Origin of the sequence: Enterobacter cloacae complex sp. IR5422 (genome assembly GCF_049238165.1) — a bacterium.
In the GTDB taxonomy this organism is placed as follows: domain Bacteria; phylum Pseudomonadota; class Gammaproteobacteria; order Enterobacterales; family Enterobacteriaceae; genus Enterobacter; species Enterobacter roggenkampii.
In genome coordinates, this window is sequence record NZ_JBMKHT010000029.1 from 12,779 (window position 1) to 33,864 (window position 21,086).

General features: G+C 60.4%; 26 protein-coding genes and 1 riboswitch. Of the genes, 14 read left to right on the forward strand and 12 right to left on the reverse strand.

The window, feature by feature from the left end:
* Nucleotides 1–8 precede the first annotated feature (8 nt).
* The gene (hpxW, locus tag ACOTXT_RS14625) at nucleotides 9–1,592 is read right to left on the reverse strand and encodes an oxamate amidohydrolase (RefSeq protein ID WP_333165988.1); all 1,584 of its coding nucleotides are present in this window, start codon (nucleotides 1,590–1,592) and stop codon (nucleotides 9–11) included.
* A 142-nt stretch (nucleotides 1,593–1,734) separates the two neighbouring features.
* Here hpxW and hpxU point away from each other — a divergent pair, with 142 nt between their 5' ends.
* From hpxU to hpxK, 7 genes are all read left to right on the forward strand, one after another.
* The gene (gene hpxU, locus ACOTXT_RS14630) at nucleotides 1,735–2,574 is read left to right on the forward strand and encodes a MurR/RpiR family transcriptional regulator HpxU (RefSeq protein ID WP_032674501.1); all 840 of its coding nucleotides are present in this window, start codon (nucleotides 1,735–1,737) and stop codon (nucleotides 2,572–2,574) included.
* 191 nt (nucleotides 2,575–2,765) lie between these two features.
* Complete coding sequence (locus ACOTXT_RS14635) at nucleotides 2,766–3,548, forward strand: transporter substrate-binding domain-containing protein (protein ID WP_008499846.1); 783 nt, start codon at nucleotides 2,766–2,768, stop codon at nucleotides 3,546–3,548.
* Nucleotides 3,549–3,552: 4 nt separating this feature from the next.
* Nucleotides 3,553–4,218 (forward strand): amino acid ABC transporter permease, encoded by a 666-nt coding sequence (locus ACOTXT_RS14640; RefSeq protein ID WP_023343724.1) that lies wholly within the window; start codon nucleotides 3,553–3,555, stop codon nucleotides 4,216–4,218.
* The gene (locus ACOTXT_RS14645) at nucleotides 4,218–4,874 is read left to right on the forward strand and encodes an amino acid ABC transporter permease (protein ID WP_219283756.1); all 657 of its coding nucleotides are present in this window, start codon (nucleotides 4,218–4,220) and stop codon (nucleotides 4,872–4,874) included. Before ACOTXT_RS14640 ends, ACOTXT_RS14645 begins: the two co-directional genes overlap by 1 nt.
* Complete coding sequence (locus ACOTXT_RS14650) at nucleotides 4,855–5,592, forward strand: amino acid ABC transporter ATP-binding protein (protein WP_023327069.1); 738 nt, start codon at nucleotides 4,855–4,857, stop codon at nucleotides 5,590–5,592. The genes ACOTXT_RS14645 and ACOTXT_RS14650 overlap by 20 nt, the downstream gene beginning before the upstream one ends.
* A gap of 13 nt (nucleotides 5,593–5,605) precedes the next feature.
* Complete coding sequence (locus tag ACOTXT_RS14655) at nucleotides 5,606–6,847, forward strand: alanine--glyoxylate aminotransferase family protein (RefSeq protein ID WP_333165985.1); 1,242 nt, start codon at nucleotides 5,606–5,608, stop codon at nucleotides 6,845–6,847.
* Entirely contained in the window at nucleotides 6,844–8,073 is a 1,230-nt protein-coding gene (gene hpxK, locus ACOTXT_RS14660) for an allantoate amidohydrolase (protein ID WP_023327071.1), read from the forward strand. Before ACOTXT_RS14655 ends, hpxK begins: the two co-directional genes overlap by 4 nt.
* 85 nt (nucleotides 8,074–8,158) lie before the next feature.
* Here the strand turns inward: hpxK and ACOTXT_RS14665 are convergent, their stop codons facing one another.
* Entirely contained in the window at nucleotides 8,159–9,160 is a 1,002-nt protein-coding gene (locus ACOTXT_RS14665; RefSeq protein WP_021240818.1) for a magnesium transporter, read from the reverse strand.
* Between the two features lie 60 nt (nucleotides 9,161–9,220).
* Nucleotides 9,221–9,390: riboswitch (M-box (ykoK) riboswitch) on the reverse strand.
* Between the two features lie 159 nt (nucleotides 9,391–9,549).
* On the opposite strand from ACOTXT_RS14665, the gene ACOTXT_RS14670 reads away from it, so the two are divergent.
* Nucleotides 9,550–10,053, forward strand: a complete 504-nt coding sequence (locus ACOTXT_RS14670) for a DedA family protein (protein ID WP_045354428.1) — start codon at nucleotides 9,550–9,552, stop codon at nucleotides 10,051–10,053.
* Nucleotide 10,054: 1 nt separating this feature from the next.
* Here ACOTXT_RS14670 and ACOTXT_RS14675 read toward each other — a convergent pair whose 3' ends face one another.
* The gene (locus ACOTXT_RS14675; RefSeq protein ID WP_021240816.1) at nucleotides 10,055–10,804 is read right to left on the reverse strand and encodes an SDR family oxidoreductase; all 750 of its coding nucleotides are present in this window, start codon (nucleotides 10,802–10,804) and stop codon (nucleotides 10,055–10,057) included.
* Between the two features lie 100 nt (nucleotides 10,805–10,904).
* Between ACOTXT_RS14675 and ACOTXT_RS14680 the strand changes: the two genes are divergently transcribed.
* Nucleotides 10,905–11,264, forward strand: coding sequence for a winged helix-turn-helix transcriptional regulator (locus tag ACOTXT_RS14680; protein ID WP_055322187.1), 360 nt, complete (start codon nucleotides 10,905–10,907; stop codon nucleotides 11,262–11,264).
* A 1-nt stretch (nucleotide 11,265) separates the two neighbouring features.
* Here the strand turns inward: ACOTXT_RS14680 and ACOTXT_RS14685 are convergent, their stop codons facing one another.
* Together ACOTXT_RS14685 and ACOTXT_RS14690 are read right to left on the reverse strand one after the other, a co-directional pair.
* Nucleotides 11,266–12,060 (reverse strand): SDR family NAD(P)-dependent oxidoreductase, encoded by a 795-nt coding sequence (locus tag ACOTXT_RS14685; RefSeq protein WP_023292827.1) that lies wholly within the window; start codon nucleotides 12,058–12,060, stop codon nucleotides 11,266–11,268.
* A gap of 125 nt (nucleotides 12,061–12,185) precedes the next feature.
* A complete protein-coding gene (locus ACOTXT_RS14690) occupies nucleotides 12,186–12,629 on the reverse strand; it encodes a winged helix-turn-helix transcriptional regulator (RefSeq protein ID WP_008499834.1) in 444 nt (147 codons plus the stop codon).
* A 152-nt stretch (nucleotides 12,630–12,781) separates the two neighbouring features.
* Here ACOTXT_RS14690 and agp point away from each other — a divergent pair, with 152 nt between their 5' ends.
* On the forward strand, nucleotides 12,782–14,023 hold the full coding sequence (gene agp, locus ACOTXT_RS14695) for a bifunctional glucose-1-phosphatase/inositol phosphatase (protein ID WP_008499833.1): 1,242 nt from the start codon (nucleotides 12,782–12,784) through the stop codon (nucleotides 14,021–14,023).
* A gap of 35 nt (nucleotides 14,024–14,058) precedes the next feature.
* Here agp and ACOTXT_RS14700 read toward each other — a convergent pair whose 3' ends face one another.
* Both ACOTXT_RS14700 and wrbA read right to left on the reverse strand, forming a co-directional pair.
* Complete coding sequence (locus tag ACOTXT_RS14700; RefSeq protein ID WP_008499832.1) at nucleotides 14,059–14,286, reverse strand: YccJ family protein; 228 nt, start codon at nucleotides 14,284–14,286, stop codon at nucleotides 14,059–14,061.
* A 20-nt stretch (nucleotides 14,287–14,306) separates the two neighbouring features.
* Nucleotides 14,307–14,903 (reverse strand): NAD(P)H:quinone oxidoreductase, encoded by a 597-nt coding sequence (gene wrbA, locus ACOTXT_RS14705; protein ID WP_008499831.1) that lies wholly within the window; start codon nucleotides 14,901–14,903, stop codon nucleotides 14,307–14,309.
* A 391-nt stretch (nucleotides 14,904–15,294) separates the two neighbouring features.
* Between wrbA and ACOTXT_RS14710 the strand changes: the two genes are divergently transcribed.
* The 4 genes from ACOTXT_RS14710 to ACOTXT_RS14725 all read left to right on the forward strand — a co-directional run bounded on the left by ACOTXT_RS14710 (nucleotide 15,295) and on the right by ACOTXT_RS14725 (nucleotide 17,352).
* Nucleotides 15,295–15,465, forward strand: a complete 171-nt coding sequence (locus ACOTXT_RS14710) for a general stress protein (RefSeq protein ID WP_013097201.1) — start codon at nucleotides 15,295–15,297, stop codon at nucleotides 15,463–15,465.
* Nucleotides 15,466–15,584: 119 nt separating this feature from the next.
* Nucleotides 15,585–16,502 carry a DMT family transporter gene (locus ACOTXT_RS14715; protein WP_023292825.1) on the forward strand — a complete coding sequence of 306 codons (918 nt, stop codon included), beginning with the start codon at nucleotides 15,585–15,587 and terminating at the stop codon, nucleotides 16,500–16,502.
* Between the two features lie 61 nt (nucleotides 16,503–16,563).
* A complete protein-coding gene (locus ACOTXT_RS14720) occupies nucleotides 16,564–16,833 on the forward strand; it encodes a DUF1778 domain-containing protein (protein WP_008499829.1) in 270 nt (89 codons plus the stop codon).
* 6 nt (nucleotides 16,834–16,839) lie between these two features.
* Complete coding sequence (locus tag ACOTXT_RS14725; RefSeq protein WP_032663845.1) at nucleotides 16,840–17,352, forward strand: GNAT family N-acetyltransferase; 513 nt, start codon at nucleotides 16,840–16,842, stop codon at nucleotides 17,350–17,352.
* 82 nt (nucleotides 17,353–17,434) lie between these two features.
* Here the strand turns inward: ACOTXT_RS14725 and rutG are convergent, their stop codons facing one another.
* The 5 genes from rutG to rutC are packed head-to-tail and all read right to left on the reverse strand — an operon-like array spanning nucleotide 17,435 to nucleotide 21,077.
* A complete protein-coding gene (rutG, locus tag ACOTXT_RS14730; RefSeq protein WP_008499826.1) occupies nucleotides 17,435–18,757 on the reverse strand; it encodes a pyrimidine utilization transport protein G in 1,323 nt (440 codons plus the stop codon).
* Nucleotides 18,758–18,778: 21 nt separating this feature from the next.
* Nucleotides 18,779–19,273, reverse strand: coding sequence for an NADH-dependent FMN reductase RutF (rutF, locus tag ACOTXT_RS14735; RefSeq protein ID WP_023292823.1), 495 nt, complete (start codon nucleotides 19,271–19,273; stop codon nucleotides 18,779–18,781).
* A gap of 9 nt (nucleotides 19,274–19,282) precedes the next feature.
* Entirely contained in the window at nucleotides 19,283–19,873 is a 591-nt protein-coding gene (locus ACOTXT_RS14740; protein WP_023327079.1) for a malonic semialdehyde reductase, read from the reverse strand.
* 9 nt (nucleotides 19,874–19,882) lie between these two features.
* Nucleotides 19,883–20,683 (reverse strand): pyrimidine utilization protein D, encoded by an 801-nt coding sequence (gene rutD, locus ACOTXT_RS14745; RefSeq protein WP_023292821.1) that lies wholly within the window; start codon nucleotides 20,681–20,683, stop codon nucleotides 19,883–19,885.
* 7 nt (nucleotides 20,684–20,690) lie between these two features.
* Nucleotides 20,691–21,077: a pyrimidine utilization protein C gene (gene rutC, locus ACOTXT_RS14750; RefSeq protein ID WP_055322186.1), complete on the reverse strand. Its 387-nt coding sequence runs from the start codon at nucleotides 21,075–21,077 to the stop codon at nucleotides 20,691–20,693.
* Nucleotides 21,078–21,086: the final 9 nt, after the last annotated feature.

Consider the following 21,086-nt stretch of genomic DNA (forward strand, 5'->3'; position numbering starts at 1 on the left):
TTTTCTCCTCAGAATCCGGCGGCCGTGCCGTTGCTGCGCGGGTCAAATGCCCCTTCAAACAGCCCGTTGGGGTGGCGAACAATGGCGCCCGCGTGGCCCATGGCTTCACTAAAGTCAGGGAATAGCTCCACCTCGTGACCGAGTGCCCGCAGGCGCGCGACCGTCTCGGGTGAAAAACGCCCTTCAAGCTTTAAGGTGTCCGAGGTTTGCCCCCAGGTGCGCCCCAGCAGCCAGCGTGGGCGGGAAATGCTTTCCTGTAAAGGCACGCCCTGAATCGCGTAGCGGGTAAAGAGCGCGGCCTGGGTTTGCGGCTGGCCGTCGCCGCCCATCGATCCGTACACCATCACGCGCCCGTCCTTCAGACGCGCCGCCGCCGGGTTCAGGGTGTGGAACGGCTGTTTGCCCGGCGCGAGGGCCAGAAGATGGGCGGGATCGAGGCTGAAGGATGCGCCGCGGTTCTGCCAGACGATGCCGGTATCGGGCAGGACAACGCCGCTGCCGAACTCGTGATAAAGGCTCTGGATAAACGACACGGCAAGCCCGCTGCTGTCCATCACCCCCATCCACACCGTATCGCCGGGGCCTTTTCCGGTTCCCCACGGCGCGGCGCGGCCGTCGTCAACCCTGTCGGCAAGCGCCTGCAGGGCGGCGGGATCCAGCAGTTTCTGAACATCGGTTTTCAGCGCGCGCGGGTCGGTGATGTGGGCATCGCGCAGGCCAAAGGCCAGCTTGGTGGCTTCCACGATGCGGTGAAGGGTGTCGGCGTCGTCGGCCTCCGCCATGTTCAGGCGGTCGGTGATGCCGAGTATCGCCAGCGAGACCAGCCCCTGCGTTGGCGGGGCGTGGTTAAAGATCTCTCCCTGCTGATGCTCCAGCTTCAGCGGCGTGGTGCGCCGGGCCGCGTGGGCGTTGAGATCGGCCAGCGTTACGGGGAGACCCAGCGTCTCCATGCCGTGCGCCAGGACTTCCGCCAGCGGGCCGCGATAAAAGCTGTCGAGACCCTCTTCCGCCAGGCGCGTCAGGGTCGTGGCCATGGCGGGCTGGTAAAACCGGCTCCCGACCTGCGGCGGCTTACCGTCCACCAGCCAGGTTTCCGCGAATCCGGGGACGTCCTTCAGCTCGTCGAATTTGCTGGCCGTGGCGTGGGCCTGAGAGGCCGTGACCGGCGTGCCGTTCTGCGCATAGTCAATGGCGTCGGCCAGCAGGCGGGCCAGCGGCAGCGCCTTGCCTGTCATCTCACGCGAGACCTTCAGCGCCTCGTCCCAACCGCTTACCGTGCCGGCGACGGTCAGCGCCGCACGGGGCCCGCGATGGGGGATATGCGCCAGACCGTCGTAGGCGGCAAGCGTGGCGCGCGAGCCCGCCGCGCCGCTGGCATCGATGGCGATGGGGTCGCCTTCCGGCGGCACGATAAGCCAGAAGCCATCGCCGCCCAGCCCGTTCATATGCGGGTAAACCACGGCGATGGTGGCCGCTGCCGCGACCATCGCCTCTATCGCGCTGCCGCCTTCGCGCAGCACCGCCAGCGCGCTCTGGCTGGCAAGATTGTGGGGCGCAACGGCCATGCCGTGCGTGGAGACATTACTTTGCATGAAGCGTCCTCGTAACTCTTAAAGTCACAAGGTGCTGCAAAAGCTGTTCCAGTTCTGAAAGAAAAGTTTCAGTAAACTGGCACGTATAATGAATACATACAAAAAAGGTACAATGTAATGAAACAAAAGTTACAGAGGCGCTATGGAACAGTTAGATGAACGTCTGAAAGCACAATACCCGTCGCTGTCGCCGCAGGAGCAGCGGGTGGCGGACTTTATATTCGACCATTTTGACGATCTGATTAGCTACAACAGCGCCGAGCTTGCGCAGCTGAGCGGGGTGTCGAAAGCCACGGTGAGCCGTCTGTTTAAGCGGCTGGGCTATGAGAAATATAAGGACATGCGCGACGAGCTGCGCACCCTGCGCCAGAGCGGAATGCCGCTCACCGATAACCGCGACGCGGTGCAGGGCAATACGCTGCTGGCGCGCCACTATAAGCAGGAGATGGCAAACCTGACCCAGTGGGTCAATGCCCTCGACGCGCAGCAGTTTGCCGACGCCATAGCCTGCATGGTGAAGGCGCGGCGCATCGTCATTATCGGCATGCGTAACGCTTATCCGGCGGCGCTTCATCTGCGCCAGCAGCTGCTGCAGGCGCGCGGTCAGGTGCTGGTCCTGCCGCAGCCGGGGCAGAGCCTGAGCGAGGAGCTGGTGGACTTAACGCCGGACGATCTGGTGGTGATGATGGCCTTTCGCCGTCGCCCGCGCATCATCCGCCCGCTGCTGCAGCAGCTTCAGAGCAGCGGTATTCCGGTGCTGCTGATGTGCGAGCCGCAGGCCCACAGCCTGTTCCCGCTGGCGAGCTGGCAGCTCTGCACCCCGCTGGACAGCGTCTCCGCCTATGACAGCTATTCGTCGGTCAACAGTCTGATCAACCTGCTGGCGAACGCCTTCCTGCATGACATTCTCGATAAGGGCCGCCCGCGCATTCACGAGATTGCCTCCCTCTACCAGCAGCTGGACGAACTCGAACAGCGATAATGGGGCATCAGGCTGGTGCTTTGCATTAAAATGGTGCATAAGGGCGGGGCGAAAATGGAGAGCATTTTCGCCCCGCCCGCGTTTTATCAGGCTTTAAGAGAAAATTCCCCGCTTCGCCTTATCTGGCACATTAGTTGCAAAATCACCTTCAAAGAATCTTTTGTTTCATGTTAACGTTACGGGGAAGCACCATGAAAAAACTGTTAATTGCACTGGCCGGGGCCGCATGCCTCTTCACGCAGCTGCCGGCAAAGGCTGACCAGCTTCAGGATATTGAGAAGCGCGGCACCATCCGCATTGCCGTTCCGCAGGATTTCCCGCCGTTTGGCTCGGTGGGGACCGATCTGCAGCCGCAGGGCTACGACATCGACATGGCGCGCTATCTCGCTAAACAGATGAAGCTCAAGCTGCAGCTGGTGCCGGTGACCAGCGCCAACCGCGTGCCGTACCTGCAAACCGACAAGGTGGATCTGGTCATTTCCAGCCTCGGTAAAAACCCGGAGCGCGAGAAGGTGATCGACTTCAGCCGCGCCTACGCGCCGTTCTTCCTCGGCGTGTTTGGCCCGAAAGGGGCTGAACTGAAGGACGCTGCCGCGCTGAGCGGAAAAACCATCGGCGTGACGCGCGGGGCGGTGGAGGACATGGTGCTGACCGGCCTGGCGCCGAAAGACGCGGACGTGAAGCGCTACGAAGACAATAACACCACGCTGTCGGCATATCTGTCCGGCCAGGTCCAGTACGTGGCGACCGGCAATCTCGTGGTGGCGGCCATTTCGCGTCAGAATGCGGCGAAAGCACCGGTGCCGAGCTTTATGCTGAAAGATTCGCCGTGCTTTATCGGCCTGAAGAAAAACGAACCGGCCCTGAAGGCAAAAGTGGACGCGCTGATTGAGCAGGGTATTAAAGACGGCACGCTGAACGGCCTGTCCGAGCAGTGGCTGAAGGCCCCGCTGCCGGCAAACCTTGGCGCCTGAGCCGATGACGGAGCAACTTGATTTTTCAGCCCTCTGGCCGCACTGGCCGGCGCTGCTGGCGGGATTGTGGGTCACCGTTCAGCTGACGGTAATGGCCACCGTCGGCGGGCTGGCAATCGGGATTTTCGGGGCGGCGATCCGCAGCGGACGCACCACCTGGTTCAGCCGTATCTGGGGCGCGTACGTGGAAATCATCCGCAACACGCCGTTTGTGGTGCAGCTGTTTTTCATCGTCTTCGGCCTGCCGAATCTTGGCCTGAAGATGACGGCGGGGGAAGCGGCGCTGCTGGCCATGGTGGTGAACCTCGGCGCCTACAGCACCGAAATTATCCGCGCCGGCATTCAGGTCACGCCGAAAGGGCAGTGGGAGGCCGGGCGCGTGCTGGGGCTGACCCGCCTGCAGACCTTTATCCGCGTGGTGCTGCCGCCCGCGCTGCAGCGCATTTACCCGGCGCTGGTGAGCCAGTGCATCATCGTGATGCTCGGCTCGTCGGTGGTGTCGCAGGTCTCGTATGAAGAGCTGACCTTCGCCGCCAACCTGATCCAGTCCAGAACGTTTCTGAGCTTTGAGGTCTATCTGGTGACCACCGGGATTTACTTAGCGCTGTCGATTACCCTGCGCCAGCTGATGATGGCGGCAGGACGCAAATGGCTGGGGGTGCAGGCATGATGACCACCTTTACCGACTGGGACATTATTCGCAACCTGCTGCTGGCCGGGCGCTGGACGATACTGCTGTCGCTGGTGGCGTTTGTCGGCGGGGCGGCGGTGACGCTGCCGCTCCTGCTGCTGCGCCTGACGGGCGGGCGCACGGTGAAGCGCATTATCCGCGGCTATATTGAGCTGTTTCAGGGCACGCCGCTGCTGATGCAGCTGTTCCTGGCCTTCTTCGGCGTGGCGCTGTTCGGCATCGACGTCTCGCCGTGGACCGCCGCCTCGCTGGCGCTGACGTTTTACACCAGCGCGTTTCTGCTCGATATCTGGTACGGCAGCATTCGCGCGCTGCCGAAGGGGCAGTGGGAAGCGTCGCGCTGTCTGGGGCTGACCTTTGGCCAGACCCTGTTTCGCGTGGTCGCTCCGCAGGCGCTGCGCATCGGCATTGCACCGACGGTCGGCTTTGCCGTGCAGGTGATCAAAGGCACCGCGCTGGCGTCGATCATCGGCTTTGTCGAGCTGACCAAGGCCGGGACCATGCTGACCAACGTGACCTATCAGCCGTTTAAGGTCTTTGCGCTGGTGGCGCTCGGCTACTTTATTCTGTGTTATCCGCTGTCGCGCTACAGCCGCTATCTGGAGACGAAATTCAATGCCTCTCATCACCATTAATCAGGTGCAGAAATACTACGGCGATAACCACGTGCTCAAGGGCGTCGATCTGGATATCGACATGGGCCAGGTGATCTCCATCATCGGGCGCAGCGGATCGGGCAAAAGCACGCTGCTGCGCTGCATCAACGGCCTGGAAGGCTATCAGGACGGCAGCATCAAGCTGGGCGGCATGACCATTACCGACCGGGATTCCCAGGCGCGCGAAATCAGCCGCTCGGTGGGGATGGTGTTCCAGAGCTTCAACCTGTTCCCGCACATGACGGCGCTGGAAAACGTGATGCTCGCCCCGCGTCGGGTGCTGAAGAAAAGCGCCGCCGAATGTCGGGCGCTGGCGCAGCAGATGCTGGAGAAGGTTGGCCTCGGCGACCGTCTGGATTACTACCCGTCGAGCCTCTCCGGCGGCCAGCAGCAGCGCGTGGCGATTGCCCGCGCGCTGGCGATGTCGCCGAAAGTGTTACTCTGCGACGAGATCACCTCCGCCCTCGACCCGGAGCTGGTGGGCGAAGTGCTCAAGGTGCTGGAGCAGCTGGCGGCCGAGGGGATGACGCTCATACTGGTTACCCATGAAATGAATTTTGCCCGCGAAGTGGGCGACCGCGTGGTGTTTATGCACCAGGGGAAAGTCTGGGAGCAGGGCGACAGCAAAACGCTGTTCGCCAACCCGCAGACCACGGAACTGAAGCAGTTCATCTCCTCCGTGCGCGGCCTCAACTGATAAGGACTGAACAATGGATATCGCACACTTTCCGCAAATCAACCCGCCGCAGCGCCTGCTGATGGGGCCGGGCCCGATCAACGCCGACCCGCGCGTGCTGCGCGCCATGTCGAGCCAGCTGATCGGCCAGTACGATCCGGCCATGACCCACTACATGAACGAGGTGATGGCGCTCTATCGCGGCGTGTTCCGCACCGAAAACCGCTGGACGATGCTGGTGAACGGCACCTCCCGCGCGGGGATTGAAGCCATTCTGGTCTCCGCCATTCGCCCGGGCGATAAGGTGCTGGTGCCGGTGTTTGGCCGCTTTGGTCACCTGCTGTGTGAAATTGCCCGCCGCTGCCGCGCGGAGGTGCATACCATCGAAGTACCGTGGGGCGAGGTGTTTACCCCGGACCAGGTGGAGGATGCGATTAAGCGTATTCGTCCGCGCCTGCTGCTGACCGTGCAGGGCGACACCTCCACCACCATGCTGCAGCCGCTCGCCGAGCTTGGCGCGATCTGCCGCCGCTACGACGTGCTGTTTTACACCGATGCCACCGCGTCGCTCGGCGGTAACGCGCTGGAGACCGACGCCTGGGGGCTGGATGCCGTCTCGGCCGGGATGCAGAAGTGCCTCGGCGGCCCGTCCGGCACGTCACCGATCACCCTGAGCGCGCGGATGGAAGAGGCAATCCGTCGCCGCAAGTGCGTGGAGGAGGGTATTCGCACCGACGCCCACCGCGACGGCGACGAGGAGATGATCTACTCCAACTACTTCGATCTCGGCATGGTGATGGACTACTGGGGGCCGGAGCGGCTGAACCACCACACCGAAGCGACCACCGCACTGTTTGGCGCCCGCGAATGCGCGCGGCTGATCCTGCAGGAGGGGCTGGATAACGGCATCGCGCGCCACAGGCTGCACGGCGATGCGCTGCTGAAGGGCATTCAGGCGATGGGGCTGGAGACCTTCGGCGACCTGAAGCACAAGATGAACAACGTGCTGGGCGTGGTCATCCCGCAGGGGATCAACGGCGACCTGGTGCGTAAGCTGATGCTGGAGGATTTCGGGATTGAAATCGGCACCTCGTTTGGCCCGCTGCACGGCAAAGTGTGGCGCATTGGCACCATGGGCTACAATGCGCGCAAGGACTGCGTGATGACCACCCTGAGCGCGCTGGAGTCGGTGCTGAACTACCTCAAATTCACCACCACCCAGGGGGCCGCCATGCAGGCCGCGTGGGACCACTATCGTCGCGAGACGCCGCAATGAGCCCGGCGGCAGAGCGAGTGATGGCGCGCGCCGACGCGCTGGCCGCCATCAGCGAAACCCCGGACGGCCTGACGCGGGTCTATCTCTCCACGCAGCATCTCCAGGCCAACCAGCTGGTTGGAGAGTGGATGCGCCAGGCGGGCATGACCGTCTGGCAGGACAGCGTGGGCAATATCTGTGGACGCTACGAGGGCGCGCAGGAGGGGGCGCAGGCGGTGCTGCTCGGCTCGCATCTGGACACCGTACGCAACGCCGGGCGCTACGACGGCATGCTCGGGGTGCTCACCGCCATCGAAGTGGTGGACAACCTGCACCAGCAGGGGCGGCATCTGGCGCAGGCCATCGAGATTGTCGGCTTTGGCGACGAAGAGGGCACCCGTTTTGGCATCACCCTGCTGGGCAGCCGTGGTCTGACGGGCACCTGGCCGCAGGGCTGGCTGGAGACGTGCGATGCCCAGGGCATCAGCGTGGCGCAGGCGATGGTGCAGGCGGGGCTCGATCCCACTCGCGTGGCGCTCGCGGCACGCCATCAGGAGGATTTCAGCGCCTGTCTGGAACTGCATATCGAACAGGGACCGTGTCTGGAGCAGGAAGGGCTGGCGCTGGGCGTGGTGGAAGCCATCAACGGCGCGCGCCGCCTCAACTGCCGCTTCACCGGCGAGGCCGGGCACGCCGGTACCGTGCCGATGAACCATCGTAAGGATGCTCTGGCCGCCGCCGCCGAGTGGATGGTGCTGATTGAAAACACCACCCGGCAGCAGGGCGGCAACCGGGTGGCAACGGTCGGAGAACTGCGCTGCCTGCCCGGCGCGGTCAACGTCATCCCCGGCGAGGTTGCGCTCTCGCTGGATATTCGCGGCCCGCAGGATGCCCCGCTGGACGCGCTGCTCGCTGAACTGCTGGCGCAGGCGCAGGCGATCGCCGCCCGTCGCGGGCTGAGCTTCAGCGCCGAGGAGTTTTACCGGATCGCCGCCACGCCGTGCGATGCGCGTTTGCAGCGCCTGCTGGGCGACGCGGTTGAATCGGTGCAGGGGCGCTCGTTATCTCTGCCCAGCGGCGCCGGGCATGACACCATCGCCCTGGCGGAACGCTGGCCGGTGGGGATGCTGTTTGTGCGCTGTAAGGGCGGGATAAGCCACCATCCGGCGGAATCGGTGATGGCTGAGGATGTTGCCCTGGCGATTGAGGCATTTGGGCAGGCGGTGAGAGCGCTTGGTGCGATCTGATTGTTGCCCGGCGGCGCTGCGCTTGCACGGGCCTACGGGATGGGTAGGCCGGGTAAGCGGCAGCGCCACCCGGCAAGGAATCACATCACTCCAGCCCCAGCGTATATTGCGCGATCTTAAAGTAGATAATCAGCCCGGTACCGTCGATCAGCGTCGCGATAAACGGCGCGGAGACGACCGCCGGGTCAATGCCGCAGCGCTTGAGCACCATCGGAATGACGGACGACACGATCGCGCTCCAGAGCGTAATGCACACCAGCGTCAGGCTGACGATGAGCGTAATCTCCAGCCCGATCCCCATCATCCAGGCGCGAATGCACCCGGCAATGCCGAGCGTCACGGCAATCATCAGCGAGGTGGTCATCTCTTTGCGCAGCACGCGGCCCACGTCGCGCAGATGAACTTCACCCAGCGCCATGGCGCGCACCAGGGTGGAGGTGATCTGCGTCCCGCTGTTGCCGCCCGTGCCGATCAGCAGCGGAATAAAGAACGCCAGCGCGATGGCGGACTCCAGCGCCTCTTCAAAATGCTGAATGACCGAGCTGGTGTAGGCTTCGGCGACAAACAGCAGCAGCAGCCAGACGGAGCGTTTCTTCCACAGGCTGAAGGCGCTGGTTTCCAGATAGGGCTTCTCCAGCGGCAGCGTCGCCCCCTGAAGCTGGGCATCTTCGGTGACGTCATCTTCCAGCAGATGGGCAATTTCGCGCTCGGTCAGGCAGCCGACGAGTTTGCCGTGGGTCACCACGGGCACGACATCTGCGTCGCCGTGCGCCAGCAGCCCTGCAACATCGGCACGTTCATCCTCCGGTTTGACCTGCAAAAACTGCGAAATCATCAGGCTTTTAATTGGCTGTACGGTATCTGTGGTCTGTAGCAGCTTGCGCACGGCAACCATCCCCGCAAGGCGGCCATTGTCTTCAATAAAAATATGCGACGGAATATCATCGTCTTTTAATTTTTTGAAGAATTGCTCGCGCGCCAGCGCCACGCATAATGCAATATCGAGGACGATAAAATCGGTATTCATATATTGCGCGACCGCGCTGTCATTGAATGCCAGGTTTTGGTTGTGAATAGCGTAAGACATAGTGAATTCCCTTTGAATAATAACATCTCTCAGGGGCGAGCAAGACAGGGCATGTCGAAGAGGAGATCCCCACGTCCTGGGTTCAGCACTGTACACCGTATCCCGCAAGGGAAGTTATACTGACAAAGCCTTGATTCGACAGTGCCTGTTTTACCCTGTGCCGGTTCTCTCGAACCTACCAGAGCGATAACGTGTATTTGTACAGGAGCCTCGCCATAACGAGATCGTTGTAAAACGAGATGGATAATACGCCTGTTTAAATTTAGCGCTCAGAAAATTAAATAATGTTTAAGAACGGTTTAGATAAATCTTATTAATAAAATGTTGAGGGTTTATTTAAGGTTATTCATTTTAAATGGAGAATTAAATAATTAACGGGGGAGAGGAAAATGGCGTGGCTTGATAATCTGCTGAATCATTTTGCGCTGTATCCGGCACATCTGTTCGCGCTGTTATTCGTGATGGCGCTGAGCAAGTCCACGGTGCTGATCTCCTCCGTGCTGCCGCCCGCCTCGGTGATGCTGCTGGCGGGCATTACCGTCAGCCAGGGGAACATGCACCCGGCGCTGGCGTGGCTGGCCGTGGTGATGGGGGCGACGGCAGGTTCGATGCTGAATTACCATATCGGCCAGCTGATGGGGCACACCCGGCTGGTCACGCGCTTCACGGCGAAGCATGCCGCTACGTTTTTACGGGTCCAGCATCAGCTACAAAAGAACGGCGTCATCGCCCTGTTTACGTCGCGCTTTCTGGCGGTGTTGCGTTATGTCGTGCCGCTGGCGGCGGGTATGCTCAGGCTGAACGCCGTCAAAGTCTACGCCGTCAGCCTGCTTTCCGCCTGCGCGTGGGCGGCGCTGTATGTCGGCGCGGTCACCGGCATCAGCGCCTTTTGAATTACAGACTTCCCATGCCGCCGTCCACCAGCAGCTCCGTTCCCACCGTGTAGCTCGACTCGTCGGAGGCCAGATAGAGCGCGGCTTTTGCCAGCTCCGTCGTCGAGCCCATTCTGCCGAGCGGCACCAGCTTGATGATTTCCGCCATCATCGCGTTAAGCGCCTCGTCGCTTAAGCCCGTTTTCGTAAACGCCGGGGTCTCCACCGGACCGGGGCTCAGGCCGTTGACGCGGATCCCGCGCGGCAGCAGCTCCGCCGACAGCGTGCGCGCCAGCGACAGCAGGGCGGCCTTGCTCGCGGCATACACGCTGCTGGTGGGCAGGCCGATGCGCGCGCTCACGGAGCCGCAGAGGATTATCGAGGACGGGTTGTTCAGCAGCGGCAGCAGCGCCTGGATTAAAAAGAACGGCCCCTTCAGGTTGATGTTCATCAGACGGTCCCAGGCCTCTTCCTGCCAGGCTTCCAGCGGCGCGTGCGTCACGTCGCCGGCGTTGAGAAACACCGCGTCCAGGCGCGGCCAGCGGGCGGCGAGGGTTTCCGCCAGCGCTTTTTGCGAGGTGATATCGCCCGCATCGGTCGGGATCACCCAGGCCTTATCGCCCAGAATGCGCTCAGCTTCGGCGAGGGTGTCCGGGTTGCGTCCGGTCACGGCGACGCGGGCGCCTTCGGCGATAAACGCCTGCGCGGTGGCAAGACCGATGCCGCTGGTGCCGCCGGTAATCAACGTATACTTATCGGTTAAACGACCCATGTTCTTCTCCTGAAATGTCACTGGAGAAAGCACTATAGAAACGTTAGTATCGAAAGGAAACCAGGTACCAAATGGATACTAACGAGGCAAGAGGTGTGCTATGGCAGAAATGCTGGGTGAGTGCTGTGAAAAAAAATCTGAGGCCTATACCTGCCCGATGACGCAGTTTGTCAACCTGATTTCCGGCAAATGGGCAATCCCGATCCTTTATCGTCTTATTGTGATTAACACGCCTGTCCGCTTTGGCGATCTGCTGCGGGCGGCTGCACCCATCACCCAGAAAGAGCTGACGAAGCAGCTGCGCCTGTTTGAGCAGCGCGGGCTGGTGACGCGGACGGTCTACCCGGAGATCCCGCCGCGCGTGGAGTATCAGATAACCGAGCTGGGGTTAACCCTGCAGGATGCACTCTCACCGCTGGCCGCCTGGATGAGCGAGTACGGCGACCAGCTGGAGCGTTAGGCTACTGCTTTACGTAGCGCGGAGCCGGGATGCCGGTGCGCGCGCTGTTAAACAGCTCGAGGCGTGCCGCTTCGTAGCGGTCCCACAGGCTGACGTCATGCATCGGCGGGATGGTGATCGGTTCGCCCTGATCCAGACCCGCCAGCGACGCATCCACCATATCGTCGGTGGTCATCACCGATCCTTCCGGCAGATCGTTCACCGTGACGCCAGAATGGCTCCAGATCTCCGTCGCGGTCGCGGCGGGCAGCACGGCCTGAATGCGCACGTTGCTGTCGGCAAATTCTTCCTGCAGTCCGCGGGTAAAGCTCAGTACCCAGGCCTTGGTGGCGCTGTAGAGCGCGCTGCCCGCACGGACATGGAGCGATAACACCGAGGCGATATTGATCAGCGTGCCGCGATTGTTCCGCGCCAGTCGCGGGAGAATGGCGTAGGTCAGCCGCATCAGCGCCGTGGTGTTGAGGGTATTGATGGCCTGATGCTGCGCCACCTCGCCCGCGAGGAACGGCGCCATCTGCGCGGTGCCCGCGTTGTTAACCAGCGTATCAATGGCGGTATTGCTGCGCAGTTCCTCTTCCACCGCCCGGATCCCGGCTTCATCGGTGAGATCGGCCACCAGAATATCGACGGCCACGCCGTAGCGCGCGCGCAGGTCGGCGGCGAGGGTTTTCAGGCGATCCTCGCGGCGGGCGACCAGGACCAGGTTGGCACCGCGCGCGGCAAGGCGATCGGCATAGACGGCACCGATCCCGGAAGAGGCACCCGTGATCAGGGCGGTGGTGATTTGCGTAGTCATAATGCATTACCTCAGGCAAAGTGGGTTATTTGGTTTCAATATGAAACTGAATTAACTCTCTGTCATTTGGTTTTATAATGCAACCACATTGGCGAGATTTTTTTGCTTTTGCCTGGCGGGTGAGCTCAGGAGGGGAGTTTGGCCACGATCTCTTCAGGCGTCAGTTCGCGCCCGTCGTCGGCGATAAGCATCAGTTTTCGCAGCGGTTTGCGCTGTTCGCTATCGACGAGAACGGTGCCGCATTCGTTTTCCGCGAACAAAAATTCATTGCCCCACTGGGACAAGGCAACCAGCACGGTTTGCAGGGCGCGTCCCTTGTCGGTCAGGACATATTCCTGCCAGGCGCTGCCGTCGGAGGCGGGCTGAAGCCGGAGGATGCCTTCGTCCACCAGCAGCTTGAGCCGCGTGGTCAGCATGTTTTTCGCGATACCGAGGCTTTTCTGAAACTCGCCGAAGCGTTTAATACCGCGAAGCGCGTCTCGAACGATCAGCAGCGACCACCAGTCGCCGATGATATCCAGTGAACGGGCAACGGGGCAGGTGCTCTCTTCAAGGCGGGTACGTTTCACAGCGAATTCTCCGGTGGGGTGTGGTTTTATTATAAAACTAATTGGCACACTCCGTAAGCACGTTAATCATCAGTTTGAGAAATGCTTCCCGGAAAATTGTGACGAACCTGTCACACTGAACGCGACATTTTAAAACGAGTGAGGAATTAGGGATGAGAAAAGCACTACTCGCGCTGGCAGTCGCCGGTTCCATTTCAGCAACGTTTGGCGTACAGGCGCAAGAGACGCCGGAAGGGTATCAACTGGAGCAAGTTTTAATCATGAGCCGTCACAACCTGCGCGCGCCGCTGGCCAATAACGGCAGCGTGCTGGAGCAGTCCACGCCGAAGCAGTGGCCGGAGTGGGAGGTGCCGGGCGGCCAGCTCACCACCAAAGGTGGCGTGCTGGAGGTCTATATGGGGCACTACATGCGCGAGTGGCTGGCGCAGCAGGGGATGGTGAAGACGGGAGAATGTCCACCGGCGGATAGCGTTTATGCTTACGCCAACAGCCTGCAGCGCACCGTCGCCACCGCGCAGTTCTTCATTACCGGCGCGTTCCCGGGCTGCGATGTGCCCGTGCACCACCAGGAAAAAATGGGCACCATGGACCCGACATTCAATCCGGTGATTACCGATAACTCGCCGGAATTCCGCGAAAAAGCGCTCAAGGCGATGGAGTCCGAGCGGCAGAAAATGCAGCTTGGTGAAAGCTACAAGCTGCTGGAGCAGATGACCAACTACGCCGACTCGCCGTCCTGCAAAGAGAAAAAAGTCTGCTCGCTGGCGGACGCGAAAGATACCTTCAGCGCCGACTATGAAAAAGAGCCTGGCGTATCCGGGCCGCTGAAGGTGGGCAACTCGCTGGTGGACGCGTTCACGCTGCAGTATTACGAAGGCTTCCCGGCCGACCAGGTCGCCTGGGGCGAAATCAAAACCGACCAGCAGTGGCGCGTGCTGTCGAAGCTGAAAAACGGCTATCAGGACTCGCTGTTTACCTCTACCGAGGTGGCGCAAAACGTGGCGAAACCGCTGGTGAAGTATATCGATAAAACGCTGGTCACCGAGCAGGCGAAAGCGCCAAAGATCACCCTGCTGGTGGGGCATGATTCGAACATTGCTTCCCTGCTCACCGCCCTCGATTTCAAACCGTACCAGCTGCACGACCAGCAGGAGCGCACCCCGATTGGCGGCAAGATTGTCTTCCAGCGCTGGCATGACAAAAATGCCAACCAGGAGCTGATGAAAATTGAGTATGTCTATCAGAGCTCAGAGCAGCTGCGCAACGCCAGCGTGCTGTCGCTGCAGTCTCCGGCGCAGCGCGTGACGCTGGAGCTGAAGGGCTGCCCGGTGGATGCGAACGGCTTCTGTCCTGTCGATAAATTCAATGCGGTGATGAATAACGCGGCGAAGTAAGAGAGAACCCCCCGCGTGATGGCGGGGGGAAACGCTTAAACGTTTTTACGTTCGATGGTTTGCTCACCCCAGAAGAGCGAGTCTTTGTCCGTTTTTTCGAAGGCGCGCACCAGCACTTCATCGTTGCCTTCTTCCCAAATCTGCTCGGCCAGCTTTTCATCGTATTTCGCGACTTCAAAGATAGCTTCGGCAATCTCCGGAGAGGTGTTGCGTAAACTTGCCCATTCGCCCACGTGGTGAGCTTTGGATTCTTGAGTTGGCATGCTTGTCCTCCTGTTGGGTGTTAGCCGTTGAGTTTTTTGGCCAGACCCGCGACGTATTCACCCTGATAGCGGGCGATAGACAGTTCTTCATTGCTTGGCTGGCGTGAACCATCCCCACCGGCAATGGTGGTTGCACCATACGGCGTACCGCCGCGCACCTGGGAAATATCAAACAGCTCCTGCGCGCCGTAGCCAATTGGCACAATCACCATCCCGTGATGAGCAAGGGTAGTCCAGGTTGAGGTAATCGTCTGCTCCTGACCGCCGCCGGTCCCGGTAGAGCTGAATACGCTGGCGAGTTTGCCGTAGAGCGCCCCGGATGCCCAAAGTCCGCCGGTTTGATCGAGGAAGGTGCGCATCTGGCCTGACATATTGCCGAAGCGGGTTGGGGTGCCGAAGATAATGGCATCATAATCCGCCAGCTCCTGCGGGGTGGCGACCGGGGCGTTTTGTGTTTTTCCCCCGGCTTTCGCGAAGGCTTCCGCCTGCATGGTTTCCGGTACGCGTTTCACCACAACCTCAACGCCGTCAACCCTGTTTGCACCTTCTGCTACCGCGTGAGCCATGGTTTCAATGTGTCCATACATGGAATAATAGAGCACCAGAACTTTTGCCATTTTGCTTCACTCCTCGTTGGTTTCTCTGACAGCGGATCGCTGCGCTCTTTTAAAGATATGTCATCACAGCCAGACTGCAAAAATGAACGCCATTTATTTGATTTATAACAACATGAGGAGAAAAATGGCTTTGTAGCAAAATGATACAACTTTCCCGGTGCGGATTTTTAAAATGATAAGAAAGGCTTATGAATTACCGCCGCGTCATCTCACCCGAAAGACTGAGATCATGTTGCAGGATATTACCTTCGGCTTGCCGGATAACCTCATTCCACTAAGCTTAGTTTCACGCGGCACAGATAAAGGCGTTGTCTTTGAGCCGCGAGGTGAAAGAATCCTCTTTTACTGAATGCAATATGATGTCTAATGTTTCACACTCTGGAGGTTAGAGATGGCAAACCATCGTGGTGGTTCAGGTAATTTCGCAGAAGACCGTGAAAGAGCATCAGAAGCAGGCCGTAAAGGTGGCCAGCATAGCGGGGGGAATTTTAAAAATGACCCTCAGCGCGCATCTGAGGCTGGCAAGAAAGGGGGGAAAAACAGCCATGGCGGTAATAAGTAATTCGCCGGGTTGACTCCCTGCCGCCGGGTTTCCCCCGGCGGTTTTTTTTATTTCTGCAACATTGAACTGTAACCAAAGGCAACGCACACTACAGAATTGTTCTCATTTCCTGGTGCCGCATGTCTGTCTCACGCTTTAAATTCTCCGTAAAACCACAGGAAGCCATCCTCATTCTCATCACCATGTTTTGGGGCGGGACGTTTCTGGCCGTTCAGTACGCGGTGACCCTCAGCGATCCGTTCTTCTTTGTCGGCCTTCGCTTTGCGACGGCGGCGTTAGCCGTGGGGCTAATATCCCTTAAAACGCTGCGGGGTCTGACGCTGAAAGAGCTTAAGGCGGGCGTGGCGATTGGGGTGGCGATAGCCATGGGCTACAGCCTGCAGACGTGGGGATTGCAGACCATCTCCAGCAGCAAATCCGCGTTTATCACTGCCATGTATGTGCCGCTGGTGCCGCTACTGCAATGGCTGTGCCTGGGGCGGCTGCCGGGTCTGATGTCCTGTATTGGCATCGTGCTGGCGTTTATCGGTCTGATCTTACTGGCCGGGCCGGAAAACAATCTTCTGGCGCTGGGGCCGGGCGAGATCATTACCCTGATTGGGGCGATTGCCATTGCGGCGGAGATTATTCTCATCAGCGCGTGGGCGGGCAAGGTCGACGTCAAACGGGTGACGGTGGTGCAGCTCGCCACGGCCTCGCTGGTGGCCTTTGCGACGATGGTGCCGGCAGGGGAGTCCGTGCCGCCGATGTCCACGGGCCTGGTCGTGGTGGCGCTGGGGCTGGGGATTTTCAGCGCCATTATCCAGGTCACCATGAACTGGGCGCAGCGCAGCGTATCGCCAACGCGAGCAACGGTCATCTACACCGGCGAGCCGGTCTGGGCAGGGATTTTTGGGCGACTCGCCGGGGAACGTCTGCCGCTGCTGGCCCTGGTGGGCGCGGCGTTTATTGTCGCCGGGGTGCTGGTGAGCGAGTTGAAGCTCAGAAAGCGTCGGAACCCGGTGAGCGACATGACTGCTGAAGAAGGTTTAGATTGAAAAAATAGACGGGTTTATCTACGATGTGTACGGATAAATACCGTACACGGTGAAGTAAACCATGCCAGCACTGAAAAAACAGCGTATCGATCTTCGCTTAACGGACGAAGACAAAACAATGATTGAAGAAGCGGCAGCGATGACGAATCAAACGATCACCCAGTTTATGGTGAACAGTGCGTCAGAGCGGGCAGCGGAAGTCATCGAGCAGCACCGCCGTCTCGTATTAAACGAAGCATCCTGGAATGCGGTGATGGATGCCATCGACAATCCACCAGAGCCAAATGAACGCCTGAAGCGAGCGGCGAAACGTCTTCGAAACATGGAGTGAAGCGTCGTGGACAATCTCACGATCGAAATGTTTTCAGAGGGAAAAGACTATGATTTCAGGGACTTCGATTGTGGTGAACCCTCGCTAAATGTCTTCCTCACAGAACATCTGGTGCGTCAGCACAATGGGCGTATTTTACGAGGCTATTTGCTTAAAGATCGCGATGGTCCGCGAGTCCTGGGCTATTACACGTTGTCTGGTAGTTGCTTTGAAAAAGCGATGCTGCCTTCTAAGACTCAGCAGCGTCGGATCCCTTATAGCAACGTACCGAGCGTAACGCTGGGACGTCTGGCGATACATAAAGACTTACAGGGGCTGGAGTGGGGAACGACGCTCGTCACGCATGCCATGCGGGTTGTCTATCTGGCATCGCAGGCGGTGGGCGTACACGGAATATTTGTTGATGCACTCAACGACCAGGCAAAACAATTTTATCTGAAGCAGGGCTTTATTCCGCTGACGGGTGAAAACAGCCATTCTCTTTTCTTTCCTACAAAATCTATCGAACGACTGTTTTAGCAGGTGTGATTGCCTGACATAAAGGTGTTCTTAGCGAACATAAAGGTCGGGTAAGGCGTCGCCGTCACCCGACATTGAGATTTCACGACTCCTGACGCACCACCTCGCCCTGCGGCGCAGCGGCCATCCGGCGGCTCAGCAGGGCGTTAAGCAGGATCGCGCCGAAGGTCGCCGTGCCAATCCCGCCGATCGTAAACCCGCCCAGCGTCAGGGCAAAATCGCCCGCGCCCAGCACCAGCGTGACCGCCACCATAATCAGGTTGCCATTCTGACTAAGGTCGACGCGATGCTGCACCCAGATGCGCGCCCCGGCCACGGCGATCAGCCCAAACACCACGATTGATGCCCCGCCGATGACCGGTGACGGAATGGTATGGATCAGCGCGCCGAATTTCGGCGAGAAGCCGAGCAGCATCGCCATCACCGCCGCCGCCACGAAGACCAGCGTCGAATAGACTTTGGTCACCGCCATCACGCCGATATTCTCGGCATAGGTGGTAACGCCGCTGCCGCCCACGGAACCGGAGAGCATGGTCGCCAGCCCGTCGCCGACGAACGCGCGGCCCATGTACGGGTCCATGCTGCGTCCGGTCATTCCCGCGACCGCCTTCAGGTGGCCCAGATTTTCCGCCACCAGGATAACTGCGACGGGGGCGATAAGCATCATCGCCTGGGTGTTAAAGGTGGGGGAGGTGATCTGCGGCAGGCCGAACCAGGCGGCCTGATGCAGCAGCGTAAAATCAACCGGCTTGCCGAGACCAAAAACGTTCGCCAGCAGGGCATATACCAGACAGGCGACAATCAACCCGACCAGGATCAGCAGCCGCTGGATCATGCCCCGCGTAAAGACCGCCACCAGACCGATGCACAGCACGGTCACGACGGCCATCCAGCTTTCAAAGGGCGAGCCGGAGACGCTTTTCACCGCAATCGGCGCAAGGTTCAGACCGATCGCCATTACTACCGCGCCGGTGACGACGGGGGGCATCATGCGTTCGATCCAGCGCGTGCCGATCTTCATCACCACCAGACCAATCAGGGTATACACCAGACCGCAGGCGATGATGCCGCCGAGGGCCACGCTCAGGTTGGGGTTGATTCCCTGGCCGTTAAACCCGGTGGTGGCGATCACCACGCCGACAAAGGCGGCGCTGGATCCCAGATAGCTGGGCACGCGCCCGCCGGTGACAAAAAAGAACAGCAGGGTGCCGATACCGGACATCAGAATCGAGAGGTTGGGATCGAGTCCCATCAGCATCGGCATTAGCACCGTGGCGCCAAACATGGCGACCGCGTGCTGGACGCCCATCACCATCGTCTGCCCGAGCGGGAGGCGTTCATCCGGCGCGACCACGCCAGCTTCTGTGGAGGTCGATTTCAACTGCCAGTGGGGAAATCCGAACATGGTCTGTCTCCTTAGAGCGCCTTAACAGGCGGGTCGCATTAGCGCGTGGTAGCCGCGGTCAAACCACACCAGCCCTTGCGGCGCCGGGTGGCGAATAATCGAAACGATGTCGCAGAACAAAATGTCATGGGTGCCGACGCTCACCACCTGGCTGATGCGGCAGTCAAACGAGGCCAGCGCATCCTCCAGACGCGGACATCCGGTGTCGCCCGTCTGCCAGCGGGCGGCGGCGAAGCGTTCTTCCATTGGCGTTTTGCCGCCAAACAGGTTTGAGAGCGGCTCCTGTCCGGCGCTGAGGGTATTCACGCAAAGGGTGCGGTTTTCGCTGAACGTCGGCCAGACGGACGCGCCGCGGTTCAGGCACACCAGCAGGGTGGGCGGTGAATCCGTAACGCTGCACACCGCGCTGGCGGTGAAGCCTGCCAGCCCCGCCGGGCCGTCGGTGGTGATGATGTTCACCGCCGCGCCAACGCAGGCCATGGCGTCGCGAAAGGTTTGCTTATCCGGTGTCGTCATGTTCGCTCCTTACGCCAGCCCGCAGGCATCGTCGAAGGTCAGGCGCGGCAGGCGCCCGTAAAGTTTGCCCGGGTCGCCGTAGCCAATGTTGATCAGCAGATTGCTTTTAAGCGTCGTGCCGGTGAAAAAGGCCTCGTCGACCTTTTGGCGGTCAAAGCCCGACATCGGGCCGGTGTCCAGCCCCAGCGCGCGACAGGCGAAAATCATGTAGGCGGCCTGCAGCGAGCTGTTGCGAAAGGCGGTTTCTTCCGCCAGCGCGGGGCTTGCGGTAAACCAGCTTCTGGCATCGCCGTGCGGGAACAGTTCAGGCAGGCGCTCGTAGAATTCACTGTCCCAGGCGACAATCGCCGTGACCGGGGCGGTGAGCGTTTTCTCCAGGTTGCCGCTGGAGAGCGCCGGGCGCAGCTTCTCTTTTCCCTCCGCGCTTCGCACAAACACAATGCGCGCAGGGGAGCAGTTGGCCGAGGTTGGCCCCCATTTCATCAGGTCGTAGATTTCGCGCAGCGTCTCGTCGCTGACGGCAATATCCTGCCAGCCGTTATGGGTGCGGGCGCCGGTGAACAGCGTTTCCAGCGCGGTGGGATTAATGGCTTCGCTCATTACAGCTCCTTATAAAGCGGGTTCATGACTGTGCAGCAGGCTGGCCAGCCCGTTAAGCAGCAGGGTGTTAAAGGTGTCCGGCTCGGTGACGTTGCAGGCATGGCCGCCCTGACGCATCACCGCGCTGTGGCTGTGCGGGATGGCCGCCTGCAGCTCAGACGAGCAGACAGAGGGCACCAGCATGTCGTCGGCGGAACAAATGATCTGGACCGGGCAGCGGATGCGCGCGGCGTGGCGGCTGAAGTCGGCCTTTTTCAGGGCGCTGAGCCGGTGCAGCAGGTTGGCTTTTCCCTGAAAGTGGGCCAGCGCCAGCGCTTCTTCGGCCTCCAGACGGGGGGCGCGAGCGGCCATCCAGTCTGCCGGGTAGAGAAACAGCGGCTGCGCCTCAACCCATGCCTGCGGGCCGCCGTAATGCAGCAGGCGCTCGCGGATCTGAAAGCAGCGGCGGGTATGCGCGCTGAGGGTCAACCAGCCGTTGACGCATACCAGCGCGGTGAGGGCGTCGGGGTGGTCGAGGGCCAGCTGCAGGCCGACCAGTGCCCCCAGCGCATGGCCGACGACGCTGTAGCGGGCAATCCCGGCCTCAGCCAGCGCCTGGGCCAGTTCGTCCGCCATCTGTGCCAGGCTGTATCCTTCCGGCAGGGCGTCGGGGTTAGTGCCCGTTCCGCGCTGGTCATAGCACACCACCTGATACTCGGGTTCCAGCGCGGCCAGCTGGGGCAGCCAGTAGCTGCCGCTGCCGCCGAGACCGGCAATAAGGACCACCACGGGCGCACCCTCATACGGGGGCGGTGAGACGGAGAGTTTCATGGCCGCCTCACTTCGCGATGTGCGCAACGGTGGCGATCTCAACCAGCGCGTCTGGCTTCACCAGCCCGCACTGAATGCAGAACCGGGCCGGCTTATCGCCGGGGAAGAACTCCGCGTAGATTTCATTAATCGCGGCGTAGTTTTTCCAGTCGGTGATAAAGATGCTGTTGAAGGTCACATCCTCCATCGTGCCACCCGCCGTTTCGATCACGGTTTTGATCGTCTCCAGCACGTGGCGGGTTTGCGCCTTTGGGTCGTTGATAAACACCACGTTGTTGTCTTTATCAAACGGCAGCGTGCCGGAGACATACACCACGCCGTCGGCGAGCCTGCCGGGGACAAACGGGGCGATGGGCGTGCTGGTGCCCGGCGGGATGATTACGGATTTCGGCATCGTGTGTTT